The sequence below is a fragment of the Streptomyces sp. NPDC054849 genome (genome assembly GCF_053610945.1).
On the sequence record NZ_JBSGZI010000010.1, the window covers coordinates 1 to 24,682 of the forward strand.

Annotated in this window: 20 protein-coding genes and 1 other RNA gene; 17 read left to right on the forward strand and 4 right to left on the reverse strand. The window is 73.1% G+C overall.

The window, feature by feature from the left end:
- From ACWGIF_RS06960 to ssrA, 3 genes are all read left to right on the forward strand, one after another.
- A partial coding sequence (locus ACWGIF_RS06960; RefSeq protein WP_453492189.1) for a S41 family peptidase occupies positions 1-1,083 on the forward strand: 1,083 nt, incomplete at its 5' end.
- Positions 1,084-1,101: 18 nt separating this feature from the next.
- Complete coding sequence (smpB, locus tag ACWGIF_RS06965; RefSeq protein WP_393748020.1) at positions 1,102-1,587, forward strand: SsrA-binding protein SmpB; 486 nt, start codon at positions 1,102-1,104, stop codon at positions 1,585-1,587.
- An 82-nt stretch (positions 1,588-1,669) separates the two neighbouring features.
- Positions 1,670-2,058: a transfer-messenger RNA gene (ssrA, locus tag ACWGIF_RS06970) on the forward strand.
- A gap of 55 nt (positions 2,059-2,113) precedes the next feature.
- On the opposite strand, the gene ACWGIF_RS06975 is transcribed toward ssrA, so the two are convergent.
- From ACWGIF_RS06975 to ACWGIF_RS06985, 3 genes are all read right to left on the reverse strand, one after another.
- Positions 2,114-2,371 carry a Txe/YoeB family addiction module toxin gene (locus tag ACWGIF_RS06975; RefSeq protein ID WP_453492193.1) on the reverse strand — a complete coding sequence of 86 codons (258 nt, stop codon included), beginning with the start codon at positions 2,369-2,371 and terminating at the stop codon, positions 2,114-2,116.
- The gene (locus tag ACWGIF_RS06980) at positions 2,368-2,643 is read right to left on the reverse strand and encodes a type II toxin-antitoxin system Phd/YefM family antitoxin (RefSeq protein WP_453492196.1); all 276 of its coding nucleotides are present in this window, start codon (positions 2,641-2,643) and stop codon (positions 2,368-2,370) included. Before ACWGIF_RS06980 ends, ACWGIF_RS06975 begins: the two co-directional genes overlap by 4 nt.
- A gap of 107 nt (positions 2,644-2,750) precedes the next feature.
- Positions 2,751-4,046, reverse strand: a complete 1,296-nt coding sequence (locus ACWGIF_RS06985) for an MFS transporter (RefSeq protein ID WP_453492199.1) — start codon at positions 4,044-4,046, stop codon at positions 2,751-2,753.
- Between the two features lie 84 nt (positions 4,047-4,130).
- On the opposite strand from ACWGIF_RS06985, the gene ACWGIF_RS06990 reads away from it, so the two are divergent.
- From ACWGIF_RS06990 to ACWGIF_RS07025, 8 genes are all read left to right on the forward strand, one after another.
- Positions 4,131-5,105: a LysR family transcriptional regulator gene (locus ACWGIF_RS06990; protein WP_453492202.1), complete on the forward strand. Its 975-nt coding sequence runs from the start codon at positions 4,131-4,133 to the stop codon at positions 5,103-5,105.
- A 97-nt stretch (positions 5,106-5,202) separates the two neighbouring features.
- Positions 5,203-6,573, forward strand: coding sequence for a nitrate/nitrite transporter (locus tag ACWGIF_RS06995; protein ID WP_453492205.1), 1,371 nt, complete (start codon positions 5,203-5,205; stop codon positions 6,571-6,573).
- Positions 6,574-6,668: 95 nt separating this feature from the next.
- Positions 6,669-7,844, forward strand: a complete 1,176-nt coding sequence (locus tag ACWGIF_RS07000) for a uroporphyrinogen-III synthase (RefSeq protein WP_453492208.1) — start codon at positions 6,669-6,671, stop codon at positions 7,842-7,844.
- Positions 7,845-7,853: 9 nt separating this feature from the next.
- Positions 7,854-8,402 carry a GNAT family N-acetyltransferase gene (locus ACWGIF_RS07005; protein ID WP_453492211.1) on the forward strand — a complete coding sequence of 183 codons (549 nt, stop codon included), beginning with the start codon at positions 7,854-7,856 and terminating at the stop codon, positions 8,400-8,402.
- 252 nt (positions 8,403-8,654) lie between these two features.
- Complete coding sequence (locus tag ACWGIF_RS07010; protein ID WP_453492214.1) at positions 8,655-9,215, forward strand: CGNR zinc finger domain-containing protein; 561 nt, start codon at positions 8,655-8,657, stop codon at positions 9,213-9,215.
- A 103-nt stretch (positions 9,216-9,318) separates the two neighbouring features.
- On the forward strand, positions 9,319-11,625 hold the full coding sequence (locus tag ACWGIF_RS07015) for a HelD family protein (protein ID WP_453492217.1): 2,307 nt from the start codon (positions 9,319-9,321) through the stop codon (positions 11,623-11,625).
- Between the two features lie 481 nt (positions 11,626-12,106).
- Positions 12,107-13,510 carry a malic enzyme-like NAD(P)-binding protein gene (locus ACWGIF_RS07020; protein WP_453492219.1) on the forward strand — a complete coding sequence of 468 codons (1,404 nt, stop codon included), beginning with the start codon at positions 12,107-12,109 and terminating at the stop codon, positions 13,508-13,510.
- A 350-nt stretch (positions 13,511-13,860) separates the two neighbouring features.
- Positions 13,861-14,142 (forward strand): HU family DNA-binding protein, encoded by a 282-nt coding sequence (locus ACWGIF_RS07025; RefSeq protein WP_007264399.1) that lies wholly within the window; start codon positions 13,861-13,863, stop codon positions 14,140-14,142.
- A 298-nt stretch (positions 14,143-14,440) separates the two neighbouring features.
- Here the strand turns inward: ACWGIF_RS07025 and murA are convergent, their stop codons facing one another.
- The gene (murA, locus tag ACWGIF_RS07030; RefSeq protein ID WP_453492222.1) at positions 14,441-15,781 is read right to left on the reverse strand and encodes a UDP-N-acetylglucosamine 1-carboxyvinyltransferase; all 1,341 of its coding nucleotides are present in this window, start codon (positions 15,779-15,781) and stop codon (positions 14,441-14,443) included.
- 263 nt (positions 15,782-16,044) lie between these two features.
- On the opposite strand from murA, the gene ACWGIF_RS07035 reads away from it, so the two are divergent.
- The 6 genes from ACWGIF_RS07035 to ACWGIF_RS07060 all read left to right on the forward strand — a co-directional run bounded on the left by ACWGIF_RS07035 (position 16,045) and on the right by ACWGIF_RS07060 (position 24,608).
- Positions 16,045-16,605 (forward strand): YqgE/AlgH family protein, encoded by a 561-nt coding sequence (locus ACWGIF_RS07035; RefSeq protein WP_453492225.1) that lies wholly within the window; start codon positions 16,045-16,047, stop codon positions 16,603-16,605.
- Positions 16,606-16,633: 28 nt separating this feature from the next.
- Positions 16,634-16,918 (forward strand): DUF3039 domain-containing protein, encoded by a 285-nt coding sequence (locus tag ACWGIF_RS07040; RefSeq protein WP_030010729.1) that lies wholly within the window; start codon positions 16,634-16,636, stop codon positions 16,916-16,918.
- A 257-nt stretch (positions 16,919-17,175) separates the two neighbouring features.
- Positions 17,176-18,831: a beta-N-acetylhexosaminidase gene (locus ACWGIF_RS07045; protein ID WP_453492228.1), complete on the forward strand. Its 1,656-nt coding sequence runs from the start codon at positions 17,176-17,178 to the stop codon at positions 18,829-18,831.
- A gap of 310 nt (positions 18,832-19,141) precedes the next feature.
- The gene (locus ACWGIF_RS07050; protein ID WP_453492231.1) at positions 19,142-20,050 is read left to right on the forward strand and encodes an FAD binding domain-containing protein; all 909 of its coding nucleotides are present in this window, start codon (positions 19,142-19,144) and stop codon (positions 20,048-20,050) included.
- Positions 20,047-22,266 carry a 2Fe-2S iron-sulfur cluster-binding protein gene (locus tag ACWGIF_RS07055; protein WP_453492233.1) on the forward strand — a complete coding sequence of 740 codons (2,220 nt, stop codon included), beginning with the start codon at positions 20,047-20,049 and terminating at the stop codon, positions 22,264-22,266. The genes ACWGIF_RS07050 and ACWGIF_RS07055 overlap by 4 nt, the downstream gene beginning before the upstream one ends.
- A gap of 44 nt (positions 22,267-22,310) precedes the next feature.
- Positions 22,311-24,608 (forward strand): xanthine dehydrogenase family protein molybdopterin-binding subunit, encoded by a 2,298-nt coding sequence (locus ACWGIF_RS07060; RefSeq protein WP_453492462.1) that lies wholly within the window; start codon positions 22,311-22,313, stop codon positions 24,606-24,608.
- Positions 24,609-24,682: the final 74 nt, after the last annotated feature.

The following is a 24,682-nucleotide window of genomic DNA, read 5'->3' on the forward strand; positions in this document are numbered from 1 at the left end:
ACCGGATGCTGGGACCGCGAGGACGGCGCCGCGGCCGCCGACGTCCGTGCGGACCTCGGCGCATCCGCCGCCCCCCGTGAGGCGGGCACCGCCGACCGCGACGCGGTCGCCCGCGCCGCCGCCGAGGCCGTCGCCGAGGGGAAGTCGGGCAAGAAGGCGGCCCAGGACGTGGTCAGCCGCAGCGGCGACCGCTGGGGCACCGTCTACGACCAGGGCGAGTACGCCGCCTTCGCCGAGGGCCTCGACGGCCACTGGACCGGCGTCGGGGTCTGGGCCGGGCGCGCCCACGACGGCGTGATCAAGGTCGACAAGGTCCAGCCCGGCAGCCCCGCCGCCCGGGCCGGACTGCGCGCCGGGGACCGGCTGCTGAGCGTCGACGGGCACGCCGTGACCGGCCTGGCCGTCACCGACGTGGTCGCCCTGCTGCGCGGCACCGCCGGCACCCCCGTCGTGCTCGGCCTGAGCCGGGACGGCGCCGGCCTCACCGAGACCGTCCGCCGCGAGCAGCTGCGCACCGAGCCGGTGACCGTACGGCAGCGCCCGGACGGCGTCACCGTCATCAAGGTGACCTCCTTCACCCGCGGTTCCGGCGAGCGGGTCCAGGCCGCCGTCCGCGCGGCCCCGCCGGGCGCGGGGGTCGTGCTCGACCTGCGTGGCAATCCGGGCGGGCTGGTCGCCGAGGCGGTCACGGCCGCCTCCGCCTTCCTGGACGGCGGCCTCGTGGCGACGTACGACGTACGGGGCGATCAGCGCGTCCTGCACGCGACCCCGGGCGGGGACACGGCCCGGCCGCTGGTGGCCCTCGTGGACGGCGGCACGATGAGTGCGGCCGAGCTGGTGACGGGCGCCCTCCAGGACCGCGGACGGGCGGTGGCGGTCGGCAGCCGGACCTTCGGCAAGGGTTCGGTGCAGATGCCGACCGAGCTCCCGGACGGCTCGGTGGCCGAGCTGACGGTCGGCACGTACCGCACGCCGGCGGGCCGCAGCCTGGACGGCAGCGGCATCACGCCGGATGTGGCGGCGGGCGACCGGGTCGAGGAGCGGGCCGTCACGGTATTGGGTGGCCTCGGGGTGGGTCCATAGTGCGAAAATGACCGCACTATGGCTAAGGAAAAAGGGCGCAAGCTGATCGCCCAGAACAAGAAGGCGCGGCACGACTACACGATCCTCGACACCTACGAGTGCGGTCTCGTGCTCACGGGGACCGAGGTCAAGTCCATGCGCCAGGGCCGGGCCTCGCTGGTCGACGGCTTCGTGTCGGTGGAGGGCCGGGAAGCCTGGCTCTACAACGTGCACGTGCCGGAGTACAGCCAGGGCACCTGGACCAACCACAGCGCCCGGCGCAAGCGCAAGCTCCTCATGCACCGGGAGGAGATCGACAAGCTGGAGCGCAAGGCGGACGAGTCGGGTCACACGATCGTGCCCCTCTCGCTGTACTTCAAGGACGGCCGCGCGAAGGTCGAGATCGCGCTGGCCAAGGGCAAGAAGGAGTACGACAAGCGCCAGACGCTGCGGGAGAAGCAGGACACCCGCGAGACGAACCGGGCGATCTCGGCGGTCCGCCGCAAGCAGCGGGGTACGGTTTAATCTCCTGGCACGCAGTGGTCCACTTCGCGTACCATGGCGTCAGCACCCCCGGTCACGGGGACGCTGTTTGTTAAAAAAACATGGGGATGATCGGTTTCGACAGCGGATGTCGATGCAGGGGAAGCGAGCCGAGGAAGCGGCAATGATCTCGCTAACCACATGTCGCAAACAATAATCGCCAACTCCAAGAGCGATAACTCCCGCTTCACCCTCGCTGCCTAATAACAGTGAGCTGAAGCCTCTGTGAGGAGCGTCAGCCCGGAAGTGGTCCCGGTCCGGATCCTGGCGTCAACTAGGGATCTAAACCTCTAGCCCCGGTCACGGGGGTTGGAGGGAAATCAAACAGTGACTGAGCCCGTCGGAGACTTGTCCGTGTGATCTCCGGGGCTGAGAAAAGCGCAGCGGACTGCGCTCGGAGAAGCCCTGCTTCTGCACCGTTGGACGCGGGTTCGATTCCCGCCATCTCCACTCATCCCATGTGGGCAAAGGCCCCGCAGCCTCTCGGCTGCGGGGCCTTTGTCATGTGTCAGTAGTGGTAGCGGGCCTTGAGGACCTTCACTTCCTTGTCGTCCGCCCGGTACACGAGCCGGTGCTCGTCGTCGATCCGGCGCGACCAGTAGCCCGACAGCACGCCCTTCAGCGGCTCGGGCTTGCCGATGCCGGTGAACGGATCGCGCTGGATCTCGCCGATCAGGCGGGTGATCCGGCGGGCCATCTTCCGGTCCGCGGTGAGCCAGAACAGGAAGTCTTCCCATGCGGCGGGGTCGAAGTGAACGCTCTTCACTCCTCGCCCCCGGCCAACTCCCTCAGCTCATCCTGCGTCCTGGTGACCGTGGGGGCGCCCTCGCGGTCGCGTGCGACGGCTTCCATCAGTCGCCGGGCGTTGGCGGGGGAGCGCAGCAGGTAGACGGTCTCCTGCCAGGAGTCGTAGTCGTCGGCGGACATGAGGACGGCGTCGCCGTTCTTGGAGGTGATGCGCACCGGGGCATGGTCGGTGTTGACCCGTTCGATCAGGGGGAACAGAGTCGCCCTGGCCTCGCTGGCGCTTATGGACATGGGCTCACTCCTTCGCTGAGTCGTACGAGTTTATGGTACATGGCTGGTACCGAAACCTGGTACAGGTTTCGCGGGTCCTGCTGTCGGATGGTTGCTGCGGACCTTTGTCATGCGGACGGGCCGCCGTCGGCGGAGCGGCGCCGGGCCGTGGTCGCCAGGGCGAGCAGCGCGGCTGCGGCCGGGAGTGCGTAGGCGGCGGTGGGGCCCATGTTCTCCACCACCCAGCCGGCGGAGGCCGAGCCGGCCGCGATGCCCGCGAAGATGGCGGTGACCGCCAGCGTCATGCCCTCGTTGAGGCGGCCCTCCGGGGTGAGGGCGTGGACGCGGGACATCGCCGTCACCATCGTCGGTGCCGTGGCCATGCCGGCCAGGAGGAGGGCGCAGGCGAGGGCGGGCAGGGAGCCGGCGGCCGCCGCGGCCCAGGGGAGGGTCATGAGGGCTGCCAGGGCGAACACGCAGGCCTTGAGCGAGCGGGCGCGCAGGGTGCCGTAGAGCAGGCCGGCCGCGCAGGAGCCCGCCGCCTGGAGGGCCAGGACCAGGCCGGAGGCGGCACCCAGGCCCTGTGCGTCGAGGTGGGCGATCGAGGCGATCTCCATCGAGCCGAAGATCACGCCCGTGACGAGGAAGAGGGGCAGCAGCGGGCCGAGGGCGCGCAGCGGTGAGCCGCGGCGGGGCGCCGCCGTGACCGGGGGCTGGGTGGCGCGGCAGGAGGTGAAGACCAGCATGCCGGTGAGCAGCAGACCGGCGCCGGCGAGGGTGCCCGCCTCGGGGAAGACGGCGCTGCACAGGAAGGCCGCCAGGACCGGTCCGAGCATGAAGCACATTTCGTCGGCGGCCTGTTCGAAGGACATCGCCGTGTGGTGCGAGGCCGGGGAGTCGCGCAGCAGATGGGTCCAGCGGGCCCGGGACATGCCGCCGATGTTGGGGGTGGTGGCGGTCGCGGCGTAGGCGGCGAAGAGGGTCCACGCGGGCGCCCCGGTACGGACGCACACGATCAGGGCCAGCGAGCCGAGGACCGCGATCAGGGTGGCCGGGACGGCGATCCGGGCCTGGCCGTGGCGGTCGATCAGCCGGGCGGTCCAGGGGGCGACCAGCGCCGTGGCGGCCAGGCCGGTCGCCGTGACCGCGCCGGCGAGGGCGTACGAGCCGCGCTGGCCGGCGATCATCATCACCGCGCTGACCCCGAACATGCCCATGGGGAGCCGCGCGAGCAGATTGCCGGCGGTGAATCCGCGGGCGCCGGGCAGGGCGAACAGGCGGCGGTACGGGCCCTGGGGCGTGCGGGCCGCCCGGGAGGGACGGGAGGGACGGGAGGGACGGGCGGGCGCGGCGGCGAGGACGAGGGTGTTGCCGGTGACGGTCATGCGCGGCGTACGGGCGGCGGTCGTGGTGGTGGCGGGCATGGGAGAAGCCTCGGGCCCCGCCCCCACCCCGGTCCAACACCTGTTCGGAGGTCATTCACCTGGATCTGTTGTTAGTCTCCGGGGATGATGCCCCGCGACGTGGACCCCCGGCTGCTGCGCGGGTTCGTCGCGGCCGCCGAAGAACTGCACTTCACGCGTGCCGCCGCCCGCCTCTACGTCGCCCAGCAGGCGCTCAGTCGCGATGTCCGGCGGCTCGAACTCGCCCTGGACACCTCGCTGTTCGTACGTACGACCCGGCAGGTGGAGCTGACCGCCGACGGCCGGCGGCTGCTGCCGCTGGCCCGGCGCGTGCTGCGCGCGCACGAGGAGCTGGCAGCCGCCTTCGGCCAGAACGCCGAGCCCCGCCCGCTCCTCGTCGACCTGAACACCGACGGGCCCGGAACCGGCCGCACGGTCCTGGAGCGGGCACGCGAACTCGCTCCGGACTGCGAGCTGATGGCCCGCTTCGAGAGCGGGCTCACCTACGCCGCCGCCGAGATCGCGGCCGGGCGCCTCGACGTCTCCTTCGGGTACGCCGACGGACTGGACCCGGCGCTGCGGGCGCCGCTCGCGCGCAGCCCCGTACGGTACGAGCCGCTCGCCGTGCTGCTGCCCGAGGGGCACGCGCTGGCCGCGCGGGAGTCCGTACCGCTGGACGCACTGGCCGGGGAGACCGTGTACGTGGGCGCCGGGAACCCGCGGACGCTGGAGTGGACCGGGATGGCGCGCGAGCTGTTCGCCGGGCGGGGGATCCTCATGGCGCCTCCCGCGCCGGTCGCCGTGGGCAAGGAGGAGTTCCGCCGGGTCATGGTCAAGACCGGCAATCCGGTACTGGCGACCGTCGACTTCCTGGACATGCCGGGATGCGTGAAGCTGCCGCTGACCGACCCCGTGCCGCTGTCACCGCTGTCGATGGTGTGGCGGAAGGGTCTGCGCCACCCCGGGCTGGACGCCCTGCTCGCCGCGGCCGCCGAGCTGGCGGCCGAGCGGGGATGGCTCGAACCGCCACCCGGCAGCCGTCTCCCGGCACGGCTCACACAGGGCCCGGCCGGTGGGTGAGACCAAGGTTTCCCGGCGGTCATCCGGCGGGGACCGAGGCCGAAACGCGTCCTTCCTAAGGTCGTCACCACGGACGCGACAGCTGTGGAGGCGTGTGATGACCGGTACGACCGCACCGCGCAGGGGAGGCCGCTGGATCGAGCAGTGGGATCCCGAGGACGAGACTTTCTGGAAGGAGACGGGGGAGCGGACCGCCCGCCGCAACCTCGTCTACTCCGTGCTCTCCGAGCACATCGGCTTCTCGATCTGGACGCTCTGGTCCGTGATGGTCCTCTTCATGGGGCCCGAGTACGGCATCGACCCGGCCGGCAAGTTCGCCCTGATCGCGACGGCGACCGTCGTCGGCGCGCTGGTGCGGGTGCCGTACACCTTCGCCGTCGCCCGCTTCGGCGGCCGGAACTGGACCGTCTTCAGCGCGCTGATGCTGCTCGCACCGACGGTGGCCGCACTGGTGGTGATGGAGCCCGGGACCTCGTACGGGACGTTCCTGCTCGTCGCTGCCCTCACCGGCGTCGGCGGCGGCAACTTCGCCTCCTCGATGACCAACATCAACGCCTTCTTCCCGCTGCGCAAGAAGGGCTGGGCGCTCGGCCTGAACGCCGGCGGCGGCAACATCGGCGTGCCCGTGGTGCAGTTGGCCGGACTCCTGGTCATCGCCACCGCCGGGGCCACGCACCCGCGGCTCCTGCTCGCCGCCTACATCCCGCTGATCGTGATCGCGGCGATCCTGGCGGCCGCGCGGATGGACAACCTGGCGCCCGTGCGCAACGACACCGGCGCCGTCCGCGAGGCGCTGAAGGACGCACACACCTGGATCATGGCGTTCCTCTACATCGGGACGTTCGGCTCCTTCATCGGCTACAGCTTCGCCTTCGGGCTGGTGCTCCAGACCCAGTTCGGCCGGACCCCGTTGCAGGCCGCCTCGCTGACCTTCGTCGGACCGCTGCTCGGTTCGCTGATCCGGCCGGTGGGCGGCGCGCTCGCGGACCGGTTCGGCGGGGCGCGGATCACCCTGGGCACCTTCGTGGCGATGGCGGCGGCGACCGGAGTGGTGGTGTACGCCTCGGGGCGGTCGTCGCTGCCGGTCTTCCTCGTCGGGTTCGTGGCCCTGTTCGTCCTCAGCGGGCTCGGCAACGGGTCGACGTACAAGATGATCCCGGGCATCTTCCAGGCGAAGGCGCTGGCGCGCGGGATGAGCGGCGAGACCGCGGCGGCGTACGGGCGGCGGCTCTCCGGGGCCTCGATGGGTCTGATCGGTGCGGTCGGCGCGCTCGGCGGGCTGGGCATCAACCTGGTCTTCCGGGAGGCGTTCCTCACCTCAGGTTCGGGCACGGCGGCCTTCGTCACCTTCCTCGCCTTCTACGCCGTGTGCTGCGCGGTGACGTGGGCGGTATACCTTCGCCGGCCGGCGGCCGCGGTGATCCAGACCACAGGGGCCGAGGCGAAACCGCAGCTCACGTCGGTGTAACCGGGGCGAAATACAGGTGAACCGAGTCCGACATGCCGCCTTGGCACTCTCGGTTCACCCGTACCGCCCCCCCATGCGTCACTAGGCAGGTCACGATGGACGACACGAACACCGGCCCCCTCGCGGGCTTCACCGTCGGGGTCACCGCCGCCCGGCGGGCGGACGAGCTGATCGCGCTGCTGCGGCGGCGCGGAGCGGCGGTGCTGCACGCGCCGGCGCTGCGGATCGTGCCGCTCGCCGACGACAGCGAACTGCTGGCCGCCACCAGGGAACTGATCGACTGCGCACCGGACGTGGTCGTGGCCACCACCGCCATCGGCTTCCGGGGGTGGATCGAGGCCGCCGACGGGTGGGGGGTCGGCGTGGAACTGCTGGAGCGGCTGCGGGCCACCGAACTGCTCGCGCGCGGACCGAAGGTGAAGGGGGCCATCCGGGCCGCCGGGCTCGTCGAGACCTGGTCCCCGGAGTCGGAATCGCTCGCCGAGGTACTGGAGCGGCTCCTGTCGGCCGGGGTGGCCGGACGGCGGATCGCACTCCAGCTGCACGGGGAGCCGCTGCCCGGCTTCGTCGAGGCGCTGCGGGCCGGCGGGGCAGACGTGGTGGTCGTCCCGGTGTACCGGTGGATGGCGCCCGAAGACCTCGGGCCGCTGGACCGGCTGCTGGACGCGATGGTCGGGGGCGGCGTGGACGCCGTCAGCTTCACCTCGGCCCCGGCGGCGGCCTCGCTGCTGTCCCGGGCCGAGGAGCGGGGCGTGCTGGAGGCCGTGCTGGACGCGCTGCGCGGCACGCTGCTGACCGCGTGCGTCGGGCCGGTGACCGCACTGCCGCTGCAGGCGCACGGGGTGGGCACGGTGCAGCCGGAGCGGTTCCGGCTGGGCCCGCTGGTGCAGCTGCTCTGCCAGGAGCTGCCCGGCCGGGCCCGGGTGCTGCCGGTGGCCGGGCACCGCGTGGAGCTGCGGGGGCACGCGGTCCTGGTGGACGAGGAGCTGAGGCCGGTGCCGCCGGCCGGGATGGCCCTGCTTCGGGCGCTGGCGCGACGGCCGGGCTGGGTGGTGTCCCGCGCGGAGCTGCTGCGGACGCTGCCGGGGGCGGGGCGCGACGAGCACGCCGTGGAGACGGCGATGGCCCGGCTGAGGGCGGCGCTCGGGGCGCCGAACCTGATCCAGACGGTGGTCAAGCGGGGCTACCGGCTGTCGCTGGACGCGGGCGGCGACGCCAAGTACGGGGAGCTTCCCGTGGACGCGGTGACGGCCCGGGGTGTCCTCGGCTAACGTGCCGGGATGATCATTGACGGCGTGGAGATGAGGGGCGTCACGCTCGGCGACGCCGCCGGGCTGGCCGAGGTGTTCGCACGCAACCGGGCGTTCATGGCGCCCTTCGAGCCGGTCCGCCCGGACGCCTTCTACACGGAGCAGGGGCAACGGACCCGCCTCGAGGGCGTGCTCGCCGACCGGGACGCGGGGCGGCTCCGCTCGTACGTGTTCGTCGAGACCGCCACCGGCTCGCCCGTCGGCGCGATCAACCTCGGCTCCATCGTGCTCGGGCCGCTGTGCAGCGGCGGCTTGGGCTACTGGGTCGACCGGGCCTGGCACGGCAAGGGGCTGGCCACCGCGGCCGTGGAGGAGGTCTGCCGGATCGCCCGCGACGAGGTGGGACTGCACCGCGTGGAGGCCGGGACCCTGGTCGACAACCTGGCCTCGCAGCGGGTGCTGGCCAAGGCGGGCTTCGAGCAGTACGGGCTCGCGCCGCGCTACCTCCACATCAACGGCGCCTGGCGGGACCACCGCCTCTTCCAGCGGCTGCTGCACGACGACCCGCCGGCGCTGTAGCCGATCCGGCCCGGTCGGCGTTTGAGGCGCGGGGCCTGGGGCGGAGCCCCGGCAGCGGCGCAGTCGCCGAACACTTCGTCACCGGGTGCGGCGCCGTCGCCGGGGGCCGGCCCGCGGACCCCCGCGCCCCGAAACGCCGACGGGGCTGGATTCGGCGGCGGCCCCGCCACCGGAGGTACCGGTTCGGGGGCTTCCGCTGCGACCCGCCCGAGGGCAATCTGGTACGGCACCCCACGACGGGAGGCTGACGGCATGCGGTTCGATTCCGGGCGGATCTGCCTGGACCTGGTGGCCACCTTCACCCCCCACGAGGGGATCCGGGACGGCGACGAGCTGCGGCTGTGGCTCGCCGGGGCCGGGCTGGTGCCCGACCGGACACCGCTCGCCCGGGTGGGGCCCGACTGGGTCGCGGCCTTCCGAGCCCTGCGCGGCGACGTGGACGTCCTCGTACGGGCGGAGCTGCTCGGGAGCGATCCCGACGAGAACGCCCTCGCCCGCGTCAACGCGCTGGCCGCCGGACCACCCCCGGGCGTGTGCGCCGTACGGGACCAAGAAGGGCACCTCGTGCGGGAGTTGTGCGGCGGTGTGGAATGCGGCGCCCTGCTCGCGGCCGTGGCCCGCGACGCCGTCGAGCTGCTGACCGACCCCGGCGACCTCGCCCTGCTGCGGGCCTGCGCGGGTGACGGCTGCACCCGGGTCTACCTGGACACCTCCCGCGGACACCGGCGCCGGTGGTGCTCGAGTGAGCTGTGCGGCAACCGCGAGCGCGTCGCCCGGCATCGCCGCCGGGTCCTGGCGTCCGGATCCCGGTAGCCGGCGTATCACTGAGCGAGACCGGTTCCGGAACGGGCGTGCGGACAGGGGGCCGGTTCGCGTACGGTTGACGGTCGCCCATGCACGTCAGAAGGGGGCCTTGGTGGCCGCGCAGAATGCCGCTGTCGACAGCACGGCGGATTCCGTCCGCGATCGGGAGATCGCGGTCGAGCAGACGCATCTCGACCGGGTGTACCGACGCCTCGAGGAGAAGATCCACGAGGCGGAATTCCTCATGAACGACGCCGCCAAGCGCGGCCAGGTGGGGACGCCCGGCGCACTCGCCGAGCGCGACGCGCAGGTCTTCCGGGCGGGTATCCACCTGAACCGGCTGAACAACGAGTTCGAGGACTTCCTCTTCGGCCGCATCGACCTGGTGCTCGGCAAGGACGGCGAGCGCGGGGCGGACGGCGCGTACACCTCCGTCGAGCCCGCCGACGACGCGATCCGCGAGGACCTCACGGCCGACGTCGCGGAGACGCTGCACATCGGCCGCATCGGGGTCCTGGACTCCGACTACGCGCCGCTGGTCATCGACTGGCGCGCGCCGGCCGCCGCGCCGTTCTACCGCTCCACGCCCAAGGAGCCCGGCCGCGTCGTGCGCCGCCGCGTCATCCGGTCCAAGGGCCGCAAGGTGCTGGGCGTCGAGGATGACCTGATGCGCCCCGAGGTCACCGCCTTCCTGGACGGCCGGGAGCTGCCCGCCATCGGCGACGGCGCCCTGATGGCCGCCCTCGGGCGGGCCCGTACGCACTCCATGCGGGACATCGTCTCCTCCATCCAGGCCGAGCAGGACCTGGTCATCCGGGCCCCCGCCGCCTCCGTGGCCGAGGTCGCCGGCGGGCCGGGCACCGGCAAGACGGCCGTCGCCCTGCACCGCGCCGCCTACCTGCTCTATCAGGACCGGCGCCGCTACTCCGGCGGCATCCTGATCGTCTCCCCGACCCCGCTGCTCGTCGCGTACACCGAGGGCGTGCTGCCCTCCCTCGGCGAGGAGGGCCAGGTGGCCATCCGGGCACTCGGGTCGCTCGTCGACGGCGCGGAGGCCACCACCTACGACTCCCCGGCCGTGGCCCGCATCAAGGGCTCCTCCCGGATGCTCAAGGTGCTTCGCAAGGCCGTACGGGGCGCACTGGAGCTCGGCGGCGCCCCCGACCGGCTGCGCGTGGTGGCCTTCGGCCGCCGTCATGAGCTGGAGGCCGACGAGCTGAACCGGATCCGGCAGAACGTGCTCGGCGGCACCGCCCCCGTCAACCTGCTGCGCCCGCGCGCCCGCAAGCTGCTCCTCGACGCCCTGTACGCCAAGTCCGGAAGCGCCGGCCGGCACAGCGACCCGGAGCTGGCCGCCGAGCTGCGCTCCGCCTTCGACGAGGACATCTCCACCGAGGACGCCTTCATCGGCTTCCTGAACGCCTGGTGGCCCGAGCTGACCCCGCGCGCGGTGCTCGCCGCGCTGGCCGACGAGCGTCACCTCGGCCGCTGGTCGCGCCGGGATCTGAACCCGCGCGAGACCCGCCAGCTGGCCCGCTCGCTGCGCCGGGTGGGCCCGGACGGCAAGGGCCCGCTGTCCGTGCACGACGTGGCACTGCTCGATGAGCTCCAGCAGCTGCTCGGCGCCCCCGCGCGGCCCAGGCGGAGGCGCGAGATGGACCCGCTCGACCAGCTCAGCGGGCTGGAGGAGCTGATGCCGGCCCGCGAGGAGACCCAGTGGGAGCGGGCCGAGCGGCTCGCGGCGGAACGCACCGAGTACGCGCACGTCATCGTGGACGAGGCCCAGGACCTGACGCCGATGCAGTGGCGGATGGTGGGCCGCCGGGGCCGGCACGGCACCTGGACGGTGGTGGGCGACCCGGCGCAGTCCTCCTGGACGGACCCGGAGGAGGCGGCCGCTGCCCGCGACGAGGCCCTGGGCAGCCGGCCACGCCGGCGGTTCACGCTGACGGTCAACTACCGCAACCCGGCGGAGGTCGCCGAGGTCGCCTCCCGGGTGCTGCGCCTGGCGATGCCCGGCATGGAGCCGCCGTCGGCGGTGCGTTCCACGGGCCTGGAGCCACGCTTCACGGCTGCGCGGGGCGATCTGGGCACGGCGGTCCGCGAGGAGACCCGGCGGCTGCTGGAGCAGGTGGACGGCACCGTCGGCGTGGTCGTGGCCATGGACCGGCGCGCGGAGGCCGCGGGCTGGCTCGCCGACCTGGGCGGGCGGGCGGTGGCGCTGGGCAGCCTGGAGGCCAAGGGCCTGGAGTACGACGCCACGGTGGTCGTCTCCCCGGCGGAGATCGCGGACGAGTCCCCGGCGGGCCTGCGGGTGCTGTACGTCGCGCTGACGCGTGCGACGCAGCAGCTGACGGTGGTCTCCGCCGAGCGGGACAGGCCCGACGCGGACGGGGTGCCGGAGCTGTTGCTTCCGTAGCGGGGACGGCCCGCGCCGGCGGTTCGAGACCCGGGTTCCGCCCTGCTCAGGGCCCCGTACCGCCGTATGGTCCGCGGCCAGGAGCGTGGTGTGGCGAACCGAGTGCGAGCAGGGGGATCACATTCCGGGATCCTTTGTTAGCCTGGGTACGGCACCGACTCGATCCAAGCCCCCGGGCCCAACCTTCGTCGCTTCGAGCGACCACTTGCCGCGAGGCGAGCATGGCGGGTCGGTGTCATAGACATGTGAAGCATCAGGTCCGCGCCCTCCACCAGTGGAGGGCGCGGACCTGTTTTGTTGGGACCCCCCATTCCGCACGCCCTTGCTATCTCGTATGGTGGAAGAGTCTTTCCGAAATTTGTAGCTGGTTACCTTGTACCGGCCGGTAGGTGGGACGATCGGACAACAGGTCCTGCCACACCTGCTGTGCAGCGGGGCCCTGTGTGTTAAGCGAACCAGGGACAGAAGAGGAAACACGGCCATGGCAACGGCGCCCAGCGTCTCGTATTCGATGACGGTCCGCCTGGAAGTGCCCGCGAGCGGAACCGCGGTCTCCCAGCTCACCACGGCCGTGGAGTCCTCCGGCGGCTCGGTCACCGGCCTCGACGTGACGGCCTCCGGTCACGAGAAGCTCCGGATCGACGTCACCATCGCCGCCACCTCCACCGCCCACGCGGACGAGATCGTCGAGAAGCTGCGCGGGATCGAGGGCGTCAGCCTGGGCAAGGTCTCCGACCGCACCTTCCTGATGCACCTCGGCGGCAAGATCGAGATGGCGTCCAAGCACCCCATCCGCAACCGTGACGACCTCTCGATGATCTACACCCCGGGCGTGGCCCGCGTGTGCATGGCCATCGCCGAGAACCCCGAGGACGCGCGCCGCCTCACCATCAAGCGCAACTCCGTCGCAGTCGTGACGGACGGCTCCGCCGTGCTGGGCCTGGGCAACATCGGCCCCATGGCCGCACTGCCCGTCATGGAGGGCAAGGCCGCCCTCTTCAAGCGCTTCGCCGGCATCGACGCCTGGCCGATCTGCCTCGACACCCAGGATTCCGACGAGATCGTCGCCATCGTCAAGGCCATCGCCCCGGGCTTCGCCGGCATCAACCTCGAGGACATCTCCGCGCCGCGCTGCTTCGAGATCGAGGCCCGACTGCGCGAGGCCCTCGACATCCCCGTCTTCCACGACGACCAGCACGGCACCGCGATCGTGGTGCTCGCGGCCCTCACCAACGCACTTCGCGTGGTGGGCAAGGCAGTTGGCGACGTCAAGGTCGTCATGTCGGGCGCCGGCGCCGCCGGTACCGCCATCCTGAAGCTGCTCCTCGCGGCGGGCGTCAAGAACGCCGTCAGCGCCGACATCCACGGTGTGGTGCACGCGGACCGCCCCGACCTCGTCGACGCGGCCGCGGACTCCCCGCTGCGCTGGATCGCCGACAACACCAACCCCGAGGGGTACACGGGCACTCTGAAGGAGGCCGTGGTCGGCGCCGACGTCTTCATCGGCGTCTCGGCGCCGAACGTGCTGTCCGGCGACGACGTCGCCGCCATGGCGGAGGGCGCCATCGTGTTCGCGCTCGCGAACCCGGACCCCGAGGTGGACCCGGCCGTCGCCCGTCAGACCGCCGCCGTCGTCGCCACCGGCCGCTCCGACTTCCCGAACCAGATCAACAACGTGCTGGTCTTCCCGGGTGTCTTCCGCGGTCTGCTGGACGCACAGTCCCGCACGGTGAACACCGGCATGATGCTGGCCGCCGCGAGCGCGCTGGCGGACGTCGTCGGCGAGGACGAGCTGAACGCGAACTACATCATCCCGTCGGTGTTCAACGACAAGGTCGCGGGCGCCGTCGCCGGCGCCGTCCGCAAGGCCGCCTCCGCAGGCTGAGGGGCCCGGGGGCCGTCTGTGACGGCCCTCACGGCCTCCTCGTCCCGGCGCGTCGCGAGATGCGGCCCCGGCGGGGCGCCTCTAGGGTTGCGGGGATGCCCGCGTGGTCCGCGGTCCGCATCGGCGTGCGAGCGATGGTGCGGACGGAGTGTCACCGCGGCGTGACTGTGGCGCTTTTCGTGTGACCCCGGCGGGTGCCGGATTGGCTTTCCCGCCGCTGGTGGGGGCAGGATGCGTAACCGGGCGAGAGGGTCTGACGTTCAGACCCGGGTCCGGGGACTGTCCTAGGGCCCTGGCAGCATCGGCTTCGATCTCACGCCTCTAAGGCAAGTTGAACACGGGAGTACAACATGAACCGCAGTGAGCTGGTGGCCGCTCTGTCCGAGCGCGCCGAGGTGACCCGCAAGGACGCCGACGCCGTTCTGGCCGCGCTCGCCGAGACCGTCGGCGAGATTGTCGCCAAGGGCGACGAGAAGGTCACCATCCCCGGCTTCCTGACCTTCGAGCGCACCCACCGTGCCGCTCGCACCGCGCGCAACCCGCAGACCGGCGACCCCATCCAGATCCCGGCCGGCTACAGCGTGAAGGTCTCCGCGGGCTCCAAGCTCAAGGAAGCCGCCAAGGGCAAGTAGTCCTGCCCCCGGAGCCGAAGGCCGCAGAGGCCTTTGGAACGGCGAGTACGGCAGAAGTGCAGCAGTGATACGTAGAACGGCGAAGGGCGGCCACCCCGGGCGGGGCGGCCGCCCTTCGGCCTGTCCGGGCCCGCACGACCGGGGTGACCGGGCGTGACCCGTGCGCCCTGCAAGGCGCCGTGAGGCCCCGTCAGGGCGCGCCGACCCCGCGCAAGCCCCCGCCCGCCGCCGGGCCACGAGAAAGCCCCCCGGGCCCCTTGCGGGGCCCGGGGGGCTGTTTTCGTCCGTGCGTACGGACTCAGACGAGGTCGCCGCCCGGGAGCTCGACCTTCGCGCCGAGCTCGACGAGCTTCTCCATGAAGTTCTCGTAGCCGCGGTTGATCAGGTCGATGCCGTGGACGCGCGAGGTGCCCTCGGCGGCCAGCGCCGCGATCAGGTACGAGAACCCGCCGCGCAGGTCGGGGATGACCAGGTCGGCGCCCTGCAGCTTGGTGGGGCCGGAGACGACCGCCGAGTGCAGGAAGTTGCGCTGGCCGAAGCGGCAGGCCGAACCGCCCAGGCACTCGCGGTACAGCTGGATGTGAGCACCCATCTGGTTGAGCGCCGAGGTGAAGCCGAGCCGGGACTCGTAGACCGTCTCGTGGACGATCGAGAGGCCGGAGGCCTGCGTCAGGGCCACGACGAGCGGCTGCTGCCAGTCGGTCTGGAAACCGGGGTGGACGTCGGTCTCCAGCGCGATGGCGTTGAGCGGGCCGCCCGGGTGCCAGAAGCGGATGCCGTCGTCGTCGATCTCGAACGCCCCGCCGACCCGGCGGAAGGTGTTCAGGAAGGTCATCATCGAGCGCTGCTGGGCGCCGCGCACGTAGACGTTGCCGCCGGTGGCCAGCGCCGCGGAAGCCCAGGAGGCGGCCTCCAAGCGGTCCGGAAGGGCCTTGTGGTTGTAGCCGCCGAGGCGGTCGACACCCGTGATCCGGATGGTCCGGTCGGTGTCGACGGAGATGATCGCGCCCATCTTCTGCAGGACGCAGATGAGGTCCTCGATCTCCGGCTCCACCGCTGCGTTGCTGAGCTCGGTGACGCCCTCGGCCAGGACGGCCGTCAGCAGCACCTGCTCGGTCGAGCCGACCGACGGGTAGGGCAGGCGGATCTTGCAGCCGCGCAGGCGCTGGGGGGCCTCGAGGTACTGGCCGCCTTCGCGCTTCTCGATGGTCGCGCCGAACTGGCGGAGCACGTCGAAGTGGAAGTCGATCGGCCGGCCGCCGATGTCGCAGCCGCCGAGGCCGGGGATGAAGGCGTGGCCGAGGCGGTGCAGCAGGGGGCCGCAGAACAGGATCGGGATGCGCGACGAGCCCGCGTGGGCGTCGATGTCGGCGACGTTCGCGCTCTCGACGTGGGTGGGGTCGAGCACGAGCTCGCCCGGCTCCTCGCCGGGACGGACCGTCACCCCGTGGAGCTGGAGCAGCCCGCGCACGACACGCACGTCACGGATGTCGGGAACGTTGCGCAGCCGGCTGGGTTCGCTGCCGAGCAGAGCGGCGACCATGGCCTTGGGCACGAGGTTCTTCGCACCGCGGACACGGATCTCGCCCTCAAGCGGGGTACCGCCGTGGACAAGCAGGACATCGTCTGTGCCGGTCATGAATCTCGCGTTCCGGAGAGGGGTGGGCAGGGGGCCAGGGAAAAGGGTAAGGGCCACCACCCCCTTGTTCGTAAGGCCGACGTGGCCGTAGGACTGTCATGAATTCGGCACAACACCCTCCGTACCCACCACATGGCGGAGCGTTGCGTTCCGGCTAGGCCGTCCGTGCGCGCTCCTCGCCGCCTCCGTGCGCCCTGAGCTGCGGGCGATCCGATCTCTCCGCCCGCTCCCCGCAAAAGGCGAATGTGGGGGATCATGGCGGCATGACCGAGGTGTCCTCCCTCACAGGGCGGCTGCTCGTGGCCACCCCCGCCCTCGCGGACCCGAACTTCGACCGCGCCGTGGTGCTGCTGCTCGACCACGACGAGCAGGGCTCCCTCGGCGTGGTCCTCAACAGGCCGACCCCCGTGGGCGTCGGTGACGTCCTGCTGCCCTGGGCGCCCCTGGCCGGTGCGCCGGGCGTGGTCTTCCAGGGCGGGCCCGTGGCCCTGGACTCGGCGCTGGGGCTGGCCGTCATCCCGGGCGAGGAGGGTCCGCTCGGCTGGCGGCGGGTCCACGGGGCGATCGGTCTGGTCGACCTGGAGGCGCCGCCGGAGCTGCTGGCCGCGGCCCTGGGGGGCCTGCGCATCTTCGCCGGCTACTCGGGCTGGGGCCCGGGGCAGCTGGAGGCGGAGCTGGGTGAGGGGGCCTGGTACGTCGTGGAGTCGGAGCCCGGAGACGTGTCCTTCCCGGACCCGGAACGGCTGTGGCGGGCGGTCCTGCGCCGCCAGCGCAGCGAACTCGCGATGGTCGCCACCTATCCGGACGACCCGTCGCTCAACTGACGGGCGCGGGGTTAAGTACCCTGGTGCCATGAGCACTCTTGAGCCCGAGCGCGGGACTGGCACGGGGACCCTCGTAGAGCCGACGCCGCAGGTGTCGCACGGTGACGGCGACCACGAGCGCTTCGCCCACTACGTCCAGAAGGACAAGATCATGGCGAGCGCGCTCGACGGGACCCCCGTCGTCGCGCTCTGCGGCAAGGTCTGGGTACCGGGCAGGGACCCGAAGAAGTACCCGGTCTGCCCCATGTGCAAGGAGATCTACGAGTCCATGGGCCCCGGCGGGGACAAGGACAAGGGCGGCAAGGACAAGTAGTCCGCCCCTGGGTCTTCCCCTTCGCGGGACCGAGGCCCCCGGAGCGCTCCGGCGCGTCCGGGGGCCTTTGCCGTGCCCGGGGGCGTCGCCGTGCTCGGAGGCCTTTGCCGTGCCCGGGGGTCGTCGCCGTGCCGGGGGCATTGCCGTCCCCAGGGGCCTTTGCCGTGCCCGGAGGGCGCGTTAGGGTCGGCGGCGACGAGCACTCTGCGCAGCGGCCGTTGCGCAGAGCGCAACGCGCTGTCGCGAAGGGCTGACGCATGGACCTGATCCCCGCACCCCGGGTCGCCGCCCTCGACCAGGACGGACGCCGCTACGCGTTCGGGCCCCGGCCCCGCCTCGTCGCCGGACCGGGAACCGGGGCGGTGGCGCGCTGGCTGCGCCGGGAGCTGGGGGCGGCCACCGGCTGGGACCTGCCCGCCGCCGAGGACGGCCGGGCCGCCGATCTGCGGCTGTGCGTCGACCCCGACCGTGGCTGGGACCAGGGGCCGGAGTCGTACCGCATCGACATCGGCCCGGACGGCGTCGAGCTGACGGGGGCGAGCGAGGCCGGGCTGTTCTGGGGCGCCCAGACACTGCGTCAGCTGCTCGGGCCCGACGCCCACCGCAAGGCGCCGGCGCCGGGCCGACTGCAGCGTCTCGGAGCGTGGAGCCTGCCGCACGGCACGATCGTGGACGGCCCGCGCTTCGGCTGGCGCGGCATGATGCTCGACGTCGCCCGGCACTTCATGCCCAAGGACGGGGTGCTGCGGTACATCGACCTGCTCGCCGCGCACAAGCTCAACGTCCTGCACCTGCACCTGACGGACGACCAGGGCTGGCGGGTCGAGATCACACGCTACCCGCGCCTCACCGAGGTCGGCGCGTGGCGGGCGCGCAGCCGACGGGGGCACCGGGCCTCGCCGCTGTGGAACGAGACCCCCCACGGCGGCTACTACACGCAGGACGACCTCCGCGAGATCGTCGCGTACGCCGCCGAGCGGCACGTCCGGGTGGTCCCGGAGATCGACATACCGGGGCATTCGCAGGCCGCGATCGCCGCGTACCCGGAACTGGGCAACACGGACGTGGTCGACACCGCGGCGCTGAAGGTGTGGGACGACTGGGGGATCAGTGAGAACGTGCTCGCGCCGACCGAGGCCGTGCTGCGGTTCTTCGAGGGGGTCTTCGAGGAGCTGCTGGAACTGTTCCCGGTGGAGGTCTCACCCTTCGTGCACGTGGGCGGGGACGAATGCCCCAAGACGCAGTGGCGGGCCTCGGCCGCCGCGCAGGAGCGGATCCACGCGCTGGGGGTGGACGGGGAGGACGGGCTCCAGTCCTGGTTCATCCGCCACTTCGACGGCTGGCTCGCCGAGCGCGGGCGACGCCTGATCGGGTGGGACGAGATCCTGGAGGGCGGGCTCGCGCCGGGTGCGGCCGTGTCCTCGTGGCGTGGCTACGCGGGCGGGATCGCGGCCGCCGAGGCCGGTCACGACGTGGTCATGTGCCCCGAGCAGCAGGTGTACCTGGACCACCGTCAGGCGGGCGGCGGGGACGAGCCGATGCCCATCGGGTACGTGCGCTCCCTGGAGGACGTCTACCGGTTCGAGCCGGTGCCGCCGAAGCTGTCGCCGGAGGCGGCCGCCCACGTGCTGGGCGCGCAGGCCAACGTGTGGACCGAGGTGATGGAGAGCCAGGACAGGGTCGACTACCAGGTGTTCCCGCGGCTGGCGGCCTTCGCGGAGGTGGTCTGGTCGTGGCAGCCCGCCCCGGAGGAGCGCGACTTCGCCTGGTTCGAGGGGCGGATGGCCGCGGCGCACTATGCGCGGCTGGACGCGCTCGGGGTGGGCTACCGGCCACCGGGCGGGCCGTTGCCGTGGCAGCGGCGCCCCGGGGTGCTCGGCCGCCCGATCGAGGGCACGCCCCCGATCATGTGACGCGTGGGTGGGGGCGGGGGTGGATGCGGGTGCGTGGACCGGAGGCGAAAGGCGACGGCGGCGGAACTCTGTCTCGATTTCCTCTTATACAGGGAAAAACGGACGATCAGGGAGGAGCTGCGGCGAAGGCCGCACCGCGGGCCGTACGGGCCTTACGGGGCGCCCGCTGGAGGACGGGGGCGCCGGGCGGACCCTCGCGCCGGGCGGCCCGGAAGATGTGCCAGAGTTGCCACGTCCCGGCGGTGAGCACGTACCGTACGGCGGACAGGCGTGAGCGCCGGGACCGGGACATCGGGAAGGGGCAGCTGGGTTGACCACGCACGCACCGCACGCACTGGACTCGCCTCAGGGGCCTCCGGGCCCGCAGGCGGCGCAGTCCGTGACGCTGCCGGCCTCGCTCGACGAGGCCGTGGCGGCGCTCACCGCCATGCCCGCCGCCGTGCCCGTCGCGGGCGGCACCGACCTCATGGCCGCCGTCAACGCCGGGCTGCTGCGGCCCGCCGCGCTGGTGGGCCTGGGCCGGATCAACGAGATCCGCGGCTGGCAGTACCAGGACGGCCACGCGCTGCTCGGTGCCGGCCTCACCCATGCGCGGATGGGACGGCCGGATTTCGCCGCCCTGATCCCCGCGCTGGCGGCCGCCGCGCGCGCCGCCGGGCCCCCGCAGATCCGCAACGCCGGCACCCTCGGCGGGAACATCGCCACCGCCGCCCCCACGGGCGACGCGCTGCCCGTGCTGGCCGCGCTGGAGGCCGTACTCGTCATCGTCGGCCCGGGCGGGCAGCGGGAGATCCCGGTGTCGCACCTGCTGGCCGGCCGGGAGATGCTGCGACCCGGTGAGCTGATCGGCTTCGTGCGGGTGCCGCTGCTGCACGCGCCGCAGGTGTTCCTGAAGGCCACGGGACGTACGGGGCCGGGGCGCGCGGTGGCGTCCGTGGGGCTCGTACTGGATCCCGCGCGCCGGGGTGTGCGCTGTGCGATCGGTGCGGTGGCCCCGATGCCGCTGCGGCCGCTGGAGGCCGAGCAGTGGGTGGCCTCGCTGATCGACTGGGACGGCGGGCGGAGCCTGGCCCCCGAGGCGCTGGAGGCCTTCGGCGAGTACGTCGCGGCCGCCTGTGTGCCCGACCAGGGGGAACCGGTGGCTCCCGGTGTACTGCATCTGCGGCGGACGGTGGCCGTGCTGGCGCGCAGGGCCCTCGGAAGGGCGCTGACCTCATGAGCGAGAACGAGAACGAGAACGTGACCCAGGGGAACGGCACGGCGGGCTGGGGCTGGGAACCGGTCCCGCAGGGCGGCGAGTACGACTCGGACGCCACGGCCTTCGTGAAACTGCCGCAGGACATGCTGGACGCGCTCGGCACCGGGGAGCCGCTCGCGGCGCCCGGGCACGGCTACGTGCCGCCGCCGATGATCGTGCCGCTCGGCTCGGCCAGTGCGGATCCGGCGGCCACGGGCACCTGGACGATGCCGGTGCAGTGGCCGGAGGCGGCGGGTTCGGTTCCGGCCGAACCGGCGTCCGGGGCCGGTGCCGGGTCCGTCTCCGGAGCCGGGTCGGTGGGCGGGCCGATTCCGGCGTCGATCCCGATCCCGGCGTCGGTCGCGGCGGCGTTCGCCCAGGCGGATCCGGAGCCGGCGGCCGATCCGGGCGCGACGGCGGAGTGGCGCTTCCCCGAGGCGGGGCACGAGGCCGACGCCGCGGCTTCGACGACCGGCCAGTGGACCGTCCCGGGCTTCGCCGAGTACCCCGAACAGCAGGGTGACTACCGGACGGGCACGCTGGACGCCGACTGGAGCCAGGCCCCGGCGACGCTGCCGGGCGGCGCCCCGGCCCCGTGGGCCTACCTGACGCAGCAGCCTGCCGGGGACCAGAACCAGACCCCGGACCACAGCCAGAACCCGGACCACAGCCACCATCCGGACCACACGCAGAACCCGGACCACACGCAGAACCGCAACCAGAACCTGCACGCGGACGCGGGTGTGCTGCCGGGCACGGACGAGGCCGCGGCGGCTTCGGCCGCCGCTGCCGCCGCCACGGCCCACAGCGCCGGCCGGCTGGTCGGCGGGCCCGGAGTGGGCGCAGCCGGGCGGGGGCCGCGGGTGCTGGGCGGCCCCGGTGTGGGCACCCCGCTCCCCGACGGCGCCGAGGGCGTCGAGGGCGAGCCGGTGCATGCGGCCCCGCACGACATCGAGGCCGCGCACGGTCCGGCGGCGGAACAGGCCGACGGCGCCCGGGGCGGCGACCAGGCGGAGTTCGCCGGGCACGTGGGGCACGCCGAGCGCTTGCAGCCGGACGGCCGTGCGGGCTACGCGGAGTCGGCCGGGCACCCGGGGCACGGTGAGCACGCCGCGCACGCGCAGCACGCCCAGCACGGGGGGACCGACGGACACGGTTTCACGGTCTTCCCCGCGGCGGGGGAACCGGGCGGGGCTGCCGAGCCCGCCGCCACCGGGCAGCCGGCGGCTCCCGGCGGCCTGGATCTCTTCGGCTCCGTGCGGGCCGGGGCGGCGACCGCCGAGCCCGCGCAGCCCGGGGGCACCGACGGCCACGGCTTCTCGGCCTTCGGCCACACGTCGCAGCCCGCGCCCGTTCCCCCTGCGGTCCCCGTCTCCGTCGAGGCGCACGACGCCGCGCCCGAGGCGGAGCCGGCCGCGCCGGAGCCCGCCGACGCGGACGGGCACGGACCCGCCGAGGCCGGGCCGGCCGCGGCGCAGACGCCGACCGACCACACGCCGGGTGCGGACACCGCCGACAGCGCTTCGGAGCTCCCGGACGAGGGAACCGGCGAAGGGCTCCCGGCCGCGGTGCCGACGTACGAAGACGAAACGGACACCGGGGCCGTCGCCCATCACGAGCACCCGCAGGCGTCCTACGTCCTGCGCGTCAACGGCGCCGACCGTCCGGTCACCGGGGCCTGGATCGGCGAGTCCCTCCTGTACGTGCTGCGCGAGCGCCTCGGCCTGGCCGGCGCCAAGGACGGCTGCTCGCAGGGTGAATGCGGCGCCTGCGCCGTGCAGGTCGACGGCCGGCTCGTGGCCTCCTGCCTGGTCCCGGCCGCGACGGCCGCCGGCAGCGAGGTCCGCACGGTCGAGGGTCTCGCGACGAACGGGGAACTCTCGGACGTACAGCAGGCGTTGTGCAGGTCGGGAGCGGTGCAGTGCGGGTTCTGCGTGCCCGGCATGGCGATGACCATCCATGACCTGCTGGAGGGCAACCACGCCCCGAGCGAGCTGGAGACCCGTCAGGCGCTGTGCGGCAATCTGTGCCGCTGCTCCGGGTACGCGGGGGTCATCGACGCCGTGCGCGAGGTCGTGTCCGGGCGCGAGGCGGCTTCCGCGGAGCCCACGGCTCAGGCCCCGGCCATGACGGAGCCGCGCATTCCGCATCAGGCAGCGCCCGGCGAGGGCGGCATCCACCACGGAGGCACGGCGTGAGCGGGCAGGACGCGGCGACCGCGACGACGGCGCTGAACACGACGGTGACGGCACTGGCCGCGACGGAGGACGAGAGCGCGGAGCCGCAGGTGCCCCGCGGAATCGGCGCGTCCGTCCCCTCCGACGACACCCGTGCCAAGACCGAGGGCACCTTCCCCTACGCCGCCGACCTGTGGGCCGAAGGCCTCCTCTGGGCCGCCGTGCTGCGCTCCCCGCACGCCCACGCCCGAATCCTCTCCATCGACACCGCGGCCGCCGCCGAGATGCCCGGCGTGCGCGCCGTCGTCACCCACGCCGACGTCCCCGGCGCCACCACGCACGGCCGCCGGATCGCCGACCGGCCGGTGTTCGCGCACGACGTCGTACGCCACCACGGCGAGCCCATCGCCGCCGTCGCCGCCGACCACCCGGACACGGCGCGGCTCGCCGCGGCCGCGATCGCCGTCGAATACGAACTCCTCGACCCGGTGACGGACCCCGAGCAGTCCTTCGGCGCACCCGCCCTGCACCCCGACGGCAACCTGATCCGGCACATCCCGCTCCGCTACGGCGACCCGGAGGCGACCGGCGACGTGGTCGTCGAGGGCCTGTACCGGATCGGCCGCCAGGACCCGGCCCCCATCGGCGCCGAGGCCGGGCTGGCCGTGCCGCGCCCCGACGGCGGCGTGGAGCTCTACACCGCTTCCACCGACCCGCACACCGACCGCGACCTGGCCGCCGCCTCCTTCGGCCTGGAACCGGACCGCGTGCGCGTGGTCGTCACCGGCGTGCCGGGCGCCACGGCCGACCGCGAGGACGCCGCCTTCCAGCTGCCCCTCGGCCTCCTCGCCCTGCGCACGGGCTGCCCGGTCAAGCTGGCCGCCACCCGCGAGGAGTCCTTCCTCGGCCACACCCACCGCCACCCGACCCTGCTGCGCTACCGCCACCATGCGGACGCGGAGGGCCGGCTGGTCAAGGTCGAGGCGCAGATCCTGATGGACGCGGGTGCGTACGCCGACGCCTCCGCGGAGTCCCTGGCGGCGGCGGTGGCCTTCGCCTGCGGCCCGTACGTCGTCCCGCACGCCTTCGTCGAGGGCTGGGCGGTACGCACCAACAACCCGCCGTCGGGCCACGTCCGCGGCGAGGGCGCGATGCAGGTGTGCGCCGCGTACGAGGGCCAGATGGACAAGCTCGCGGCCGCCATCGGCATCGACGGCGCGGAACTGCGCATGCGCAACGTCCTGGCGACGGGGGACCTGCTCCCCACGGGCCAGACGGTGACCTGCCCGGCTCCGGTGGCGGAACTCCTGCGCGCGGTCCGCGACTTCGAGCTGCCCGCCCTTCCGAAGGACACCTCCGAGGACGAATGGCTGCTGCCGGGCGGCCCGGAGGGCGCGGGTGAACCGGGCGCCGTGCGGCGCGGCGTCGGCTATGGCGTCGGCATGGTGCACATGCTCGGCGCCGAGGGGACCGACGAGGTCTCCACCGCCACGGTGAAGGTGGTCAACGGCGCGGCCACGGTCATCTGCGCGGCCGTCGACACCGGCCAGGGCTTCGCCACGCTGGCCCGCCAGATCGTCCAGGAGGTCCTGGGCGTCGACGTGGTCTCGGTGGCCCCGGTGGACACCGACCAGCCGCCGGCCGGGCCGGCGGCGCACGGCCGCCACACGTGGGTGTCGGGCGGCGCGGTGGAGCGCGCGGCGAAGATGGTCCGCACCCAGCTGCTGCAGCCGATGGCCCACAAGCTGGGCATGTCCACGGAGCTCCTCCAGATCGCGGACGGCCGGATCACGTCGTACGACGGTGCGTTCTCGATGACGGTCATGGAGGCCATGGAGGGCAAGGAGCTCTGGGCGACCGCCCAGTGCCGCCCCCACCCGACGGAACCCCTGGACGCGGACGGCCAGGGTGACGCCTTCGTGGGCCTCGCCTTCTGCGCGATCCGCGCGGTGGTGGACGTGGACATCGAGCTGGGCTCGGTGCGGGTGGTGGAGCTGGCGGTGGCCCAGGACGTGGGCCGCATCCTCAACCCACGCCAGCTGGAGGCCCGTATCGAAGCGGGCGTCACCCAGGGCGTGGGCGCGGCCCTGACGGAGAACCTCCGCACGGTCTCCGGCCTGGTCCGCCACCCGGACCTGACCGGCTACGCCCTGCCGACCTCGCTGGACGCCCCGGTCGTCCGCATCGTCAAACTGGTGGAGGAACGCGACGTGGTGGCCCCGTTCGGCGCGAAGGCGGCGAGCGCGATCCCCGTGGTGACGACCCCGGCGGCGGTGGCCTCGGCGGTCCGCGCGGCGACGGGCCGCCCGGTCAACAGGCTCCCGATCAGGCCTTCGGCGGCGGTGGCGGCGCCCAACTCATGACCGTGTGACCCGCATTGCACGTGCAACCCCGGACTTGGGGCTGTCGGTGCCGGTCGCTAGAGTGATCCGTACGA

Coding starts and splice junctions, on each gene's coding strand:
- smpB (WP_393748020.1), top strand. CDS start 1,102: ATGGCTAAGGAAAAAGGGCGCAAGCTGATCGCCCAGAACAAGAAGGCG.
- ACWGIF_RS06980 (WP_453492196.1), bottom strand. CDS start 2,643: ATGTCCATAAGCGCCAGCGAGGCCAGGGCGACTCTGTTCCCCCTGATC.
- ACWGIF_RS06985 (WP_453492199.1), bottom strand. CDS start 4,046: ATGCCCGCCACCACCACGACCGCCGCCCGTACGCCGCGCATGACCGTC.
- ACWGIF_RS06990 (WP_453492202.1), top strand. CDS start 4,131: ATGATGCCCCGCGACGTGGACCCCCGGCTGCTGCGCGGGTTCGTCGCG.
- ACWGIF_RS06995 (WP_453492205.1), top strand. CDS start 5,203: ATGACCGGTACGACCGCACCGCGCAGGGGAGGCCGCTGGATCGAGCAG.
- ACWGIF_RS07000 (WP_453492208.1), top strand. CDS start 6,669: ATGGACGACACGAACACCGGCCCCCTCGCGGGCTTCACCGTCGGGGTC.
- ACWGIF_RS07005 (WP_453492211.1), top strand. CDS start 7,854: ATGATCATTGACGGCGTGGAGATGAGGGGCGTCACGCTCGGCGACGCC.
- ACWGIF_RS07010 (WP_453492214.1), top strand. CDS start 8,655: ATGCGGTTCGATTCCGGGCGGATCTGCCTGGACCTGGTGGCCACCTTC.
- ACWGIF_RS07020 (WP_453492219.1), top strand. CDS start 12,107: ATGGCAACGGCGCCCAGCGTCTCGTATTCGATGACGGTCCGCCTGGAA.
- ACWGIF_RS07025 (WP_007264399.1), top strand. CDS start 13,861: ATGAACCGCAGTGAGCTGGTGGCCGCTCTGTCCGAGCGCGCCGAGGTG.
- murA (WP_453492222.1), bottom strand. CDS start 15,781: ATGACCGGCACAGACGATGTCCTGCTTGTCCACGGCGGTACCCCGCTT.
- ACWGIF_RS07035 (WP_453492225.1), top strand. CDS start 16,045: ATGACCGAGGTGTCCTCCCTCACAGGGCGGCTGCTCGTGGCCACCCCC.
- ACWGIF_RS07040 (WP_030010729.1), top strand. CDS start 16,634: ATGAGCACTCTTGAGCCCGAGCGCGGGACTGGCACGGGGACCCTCGTA.
- ACWGIF_RS07045 (WP_453492228.1), top strand. CDS start 17,176: ATGGACCTGATCCCCGCACCCCGGGTCGCCGCCCTCGACCAGGACGGA.
- ACWGIF_RS07055 (WP_453492233.1), top strand. CDS start 20,047: ATGAGCGAGAACGAGAACGAGAACGTGACCCAGGGGAACGGCACGGCG.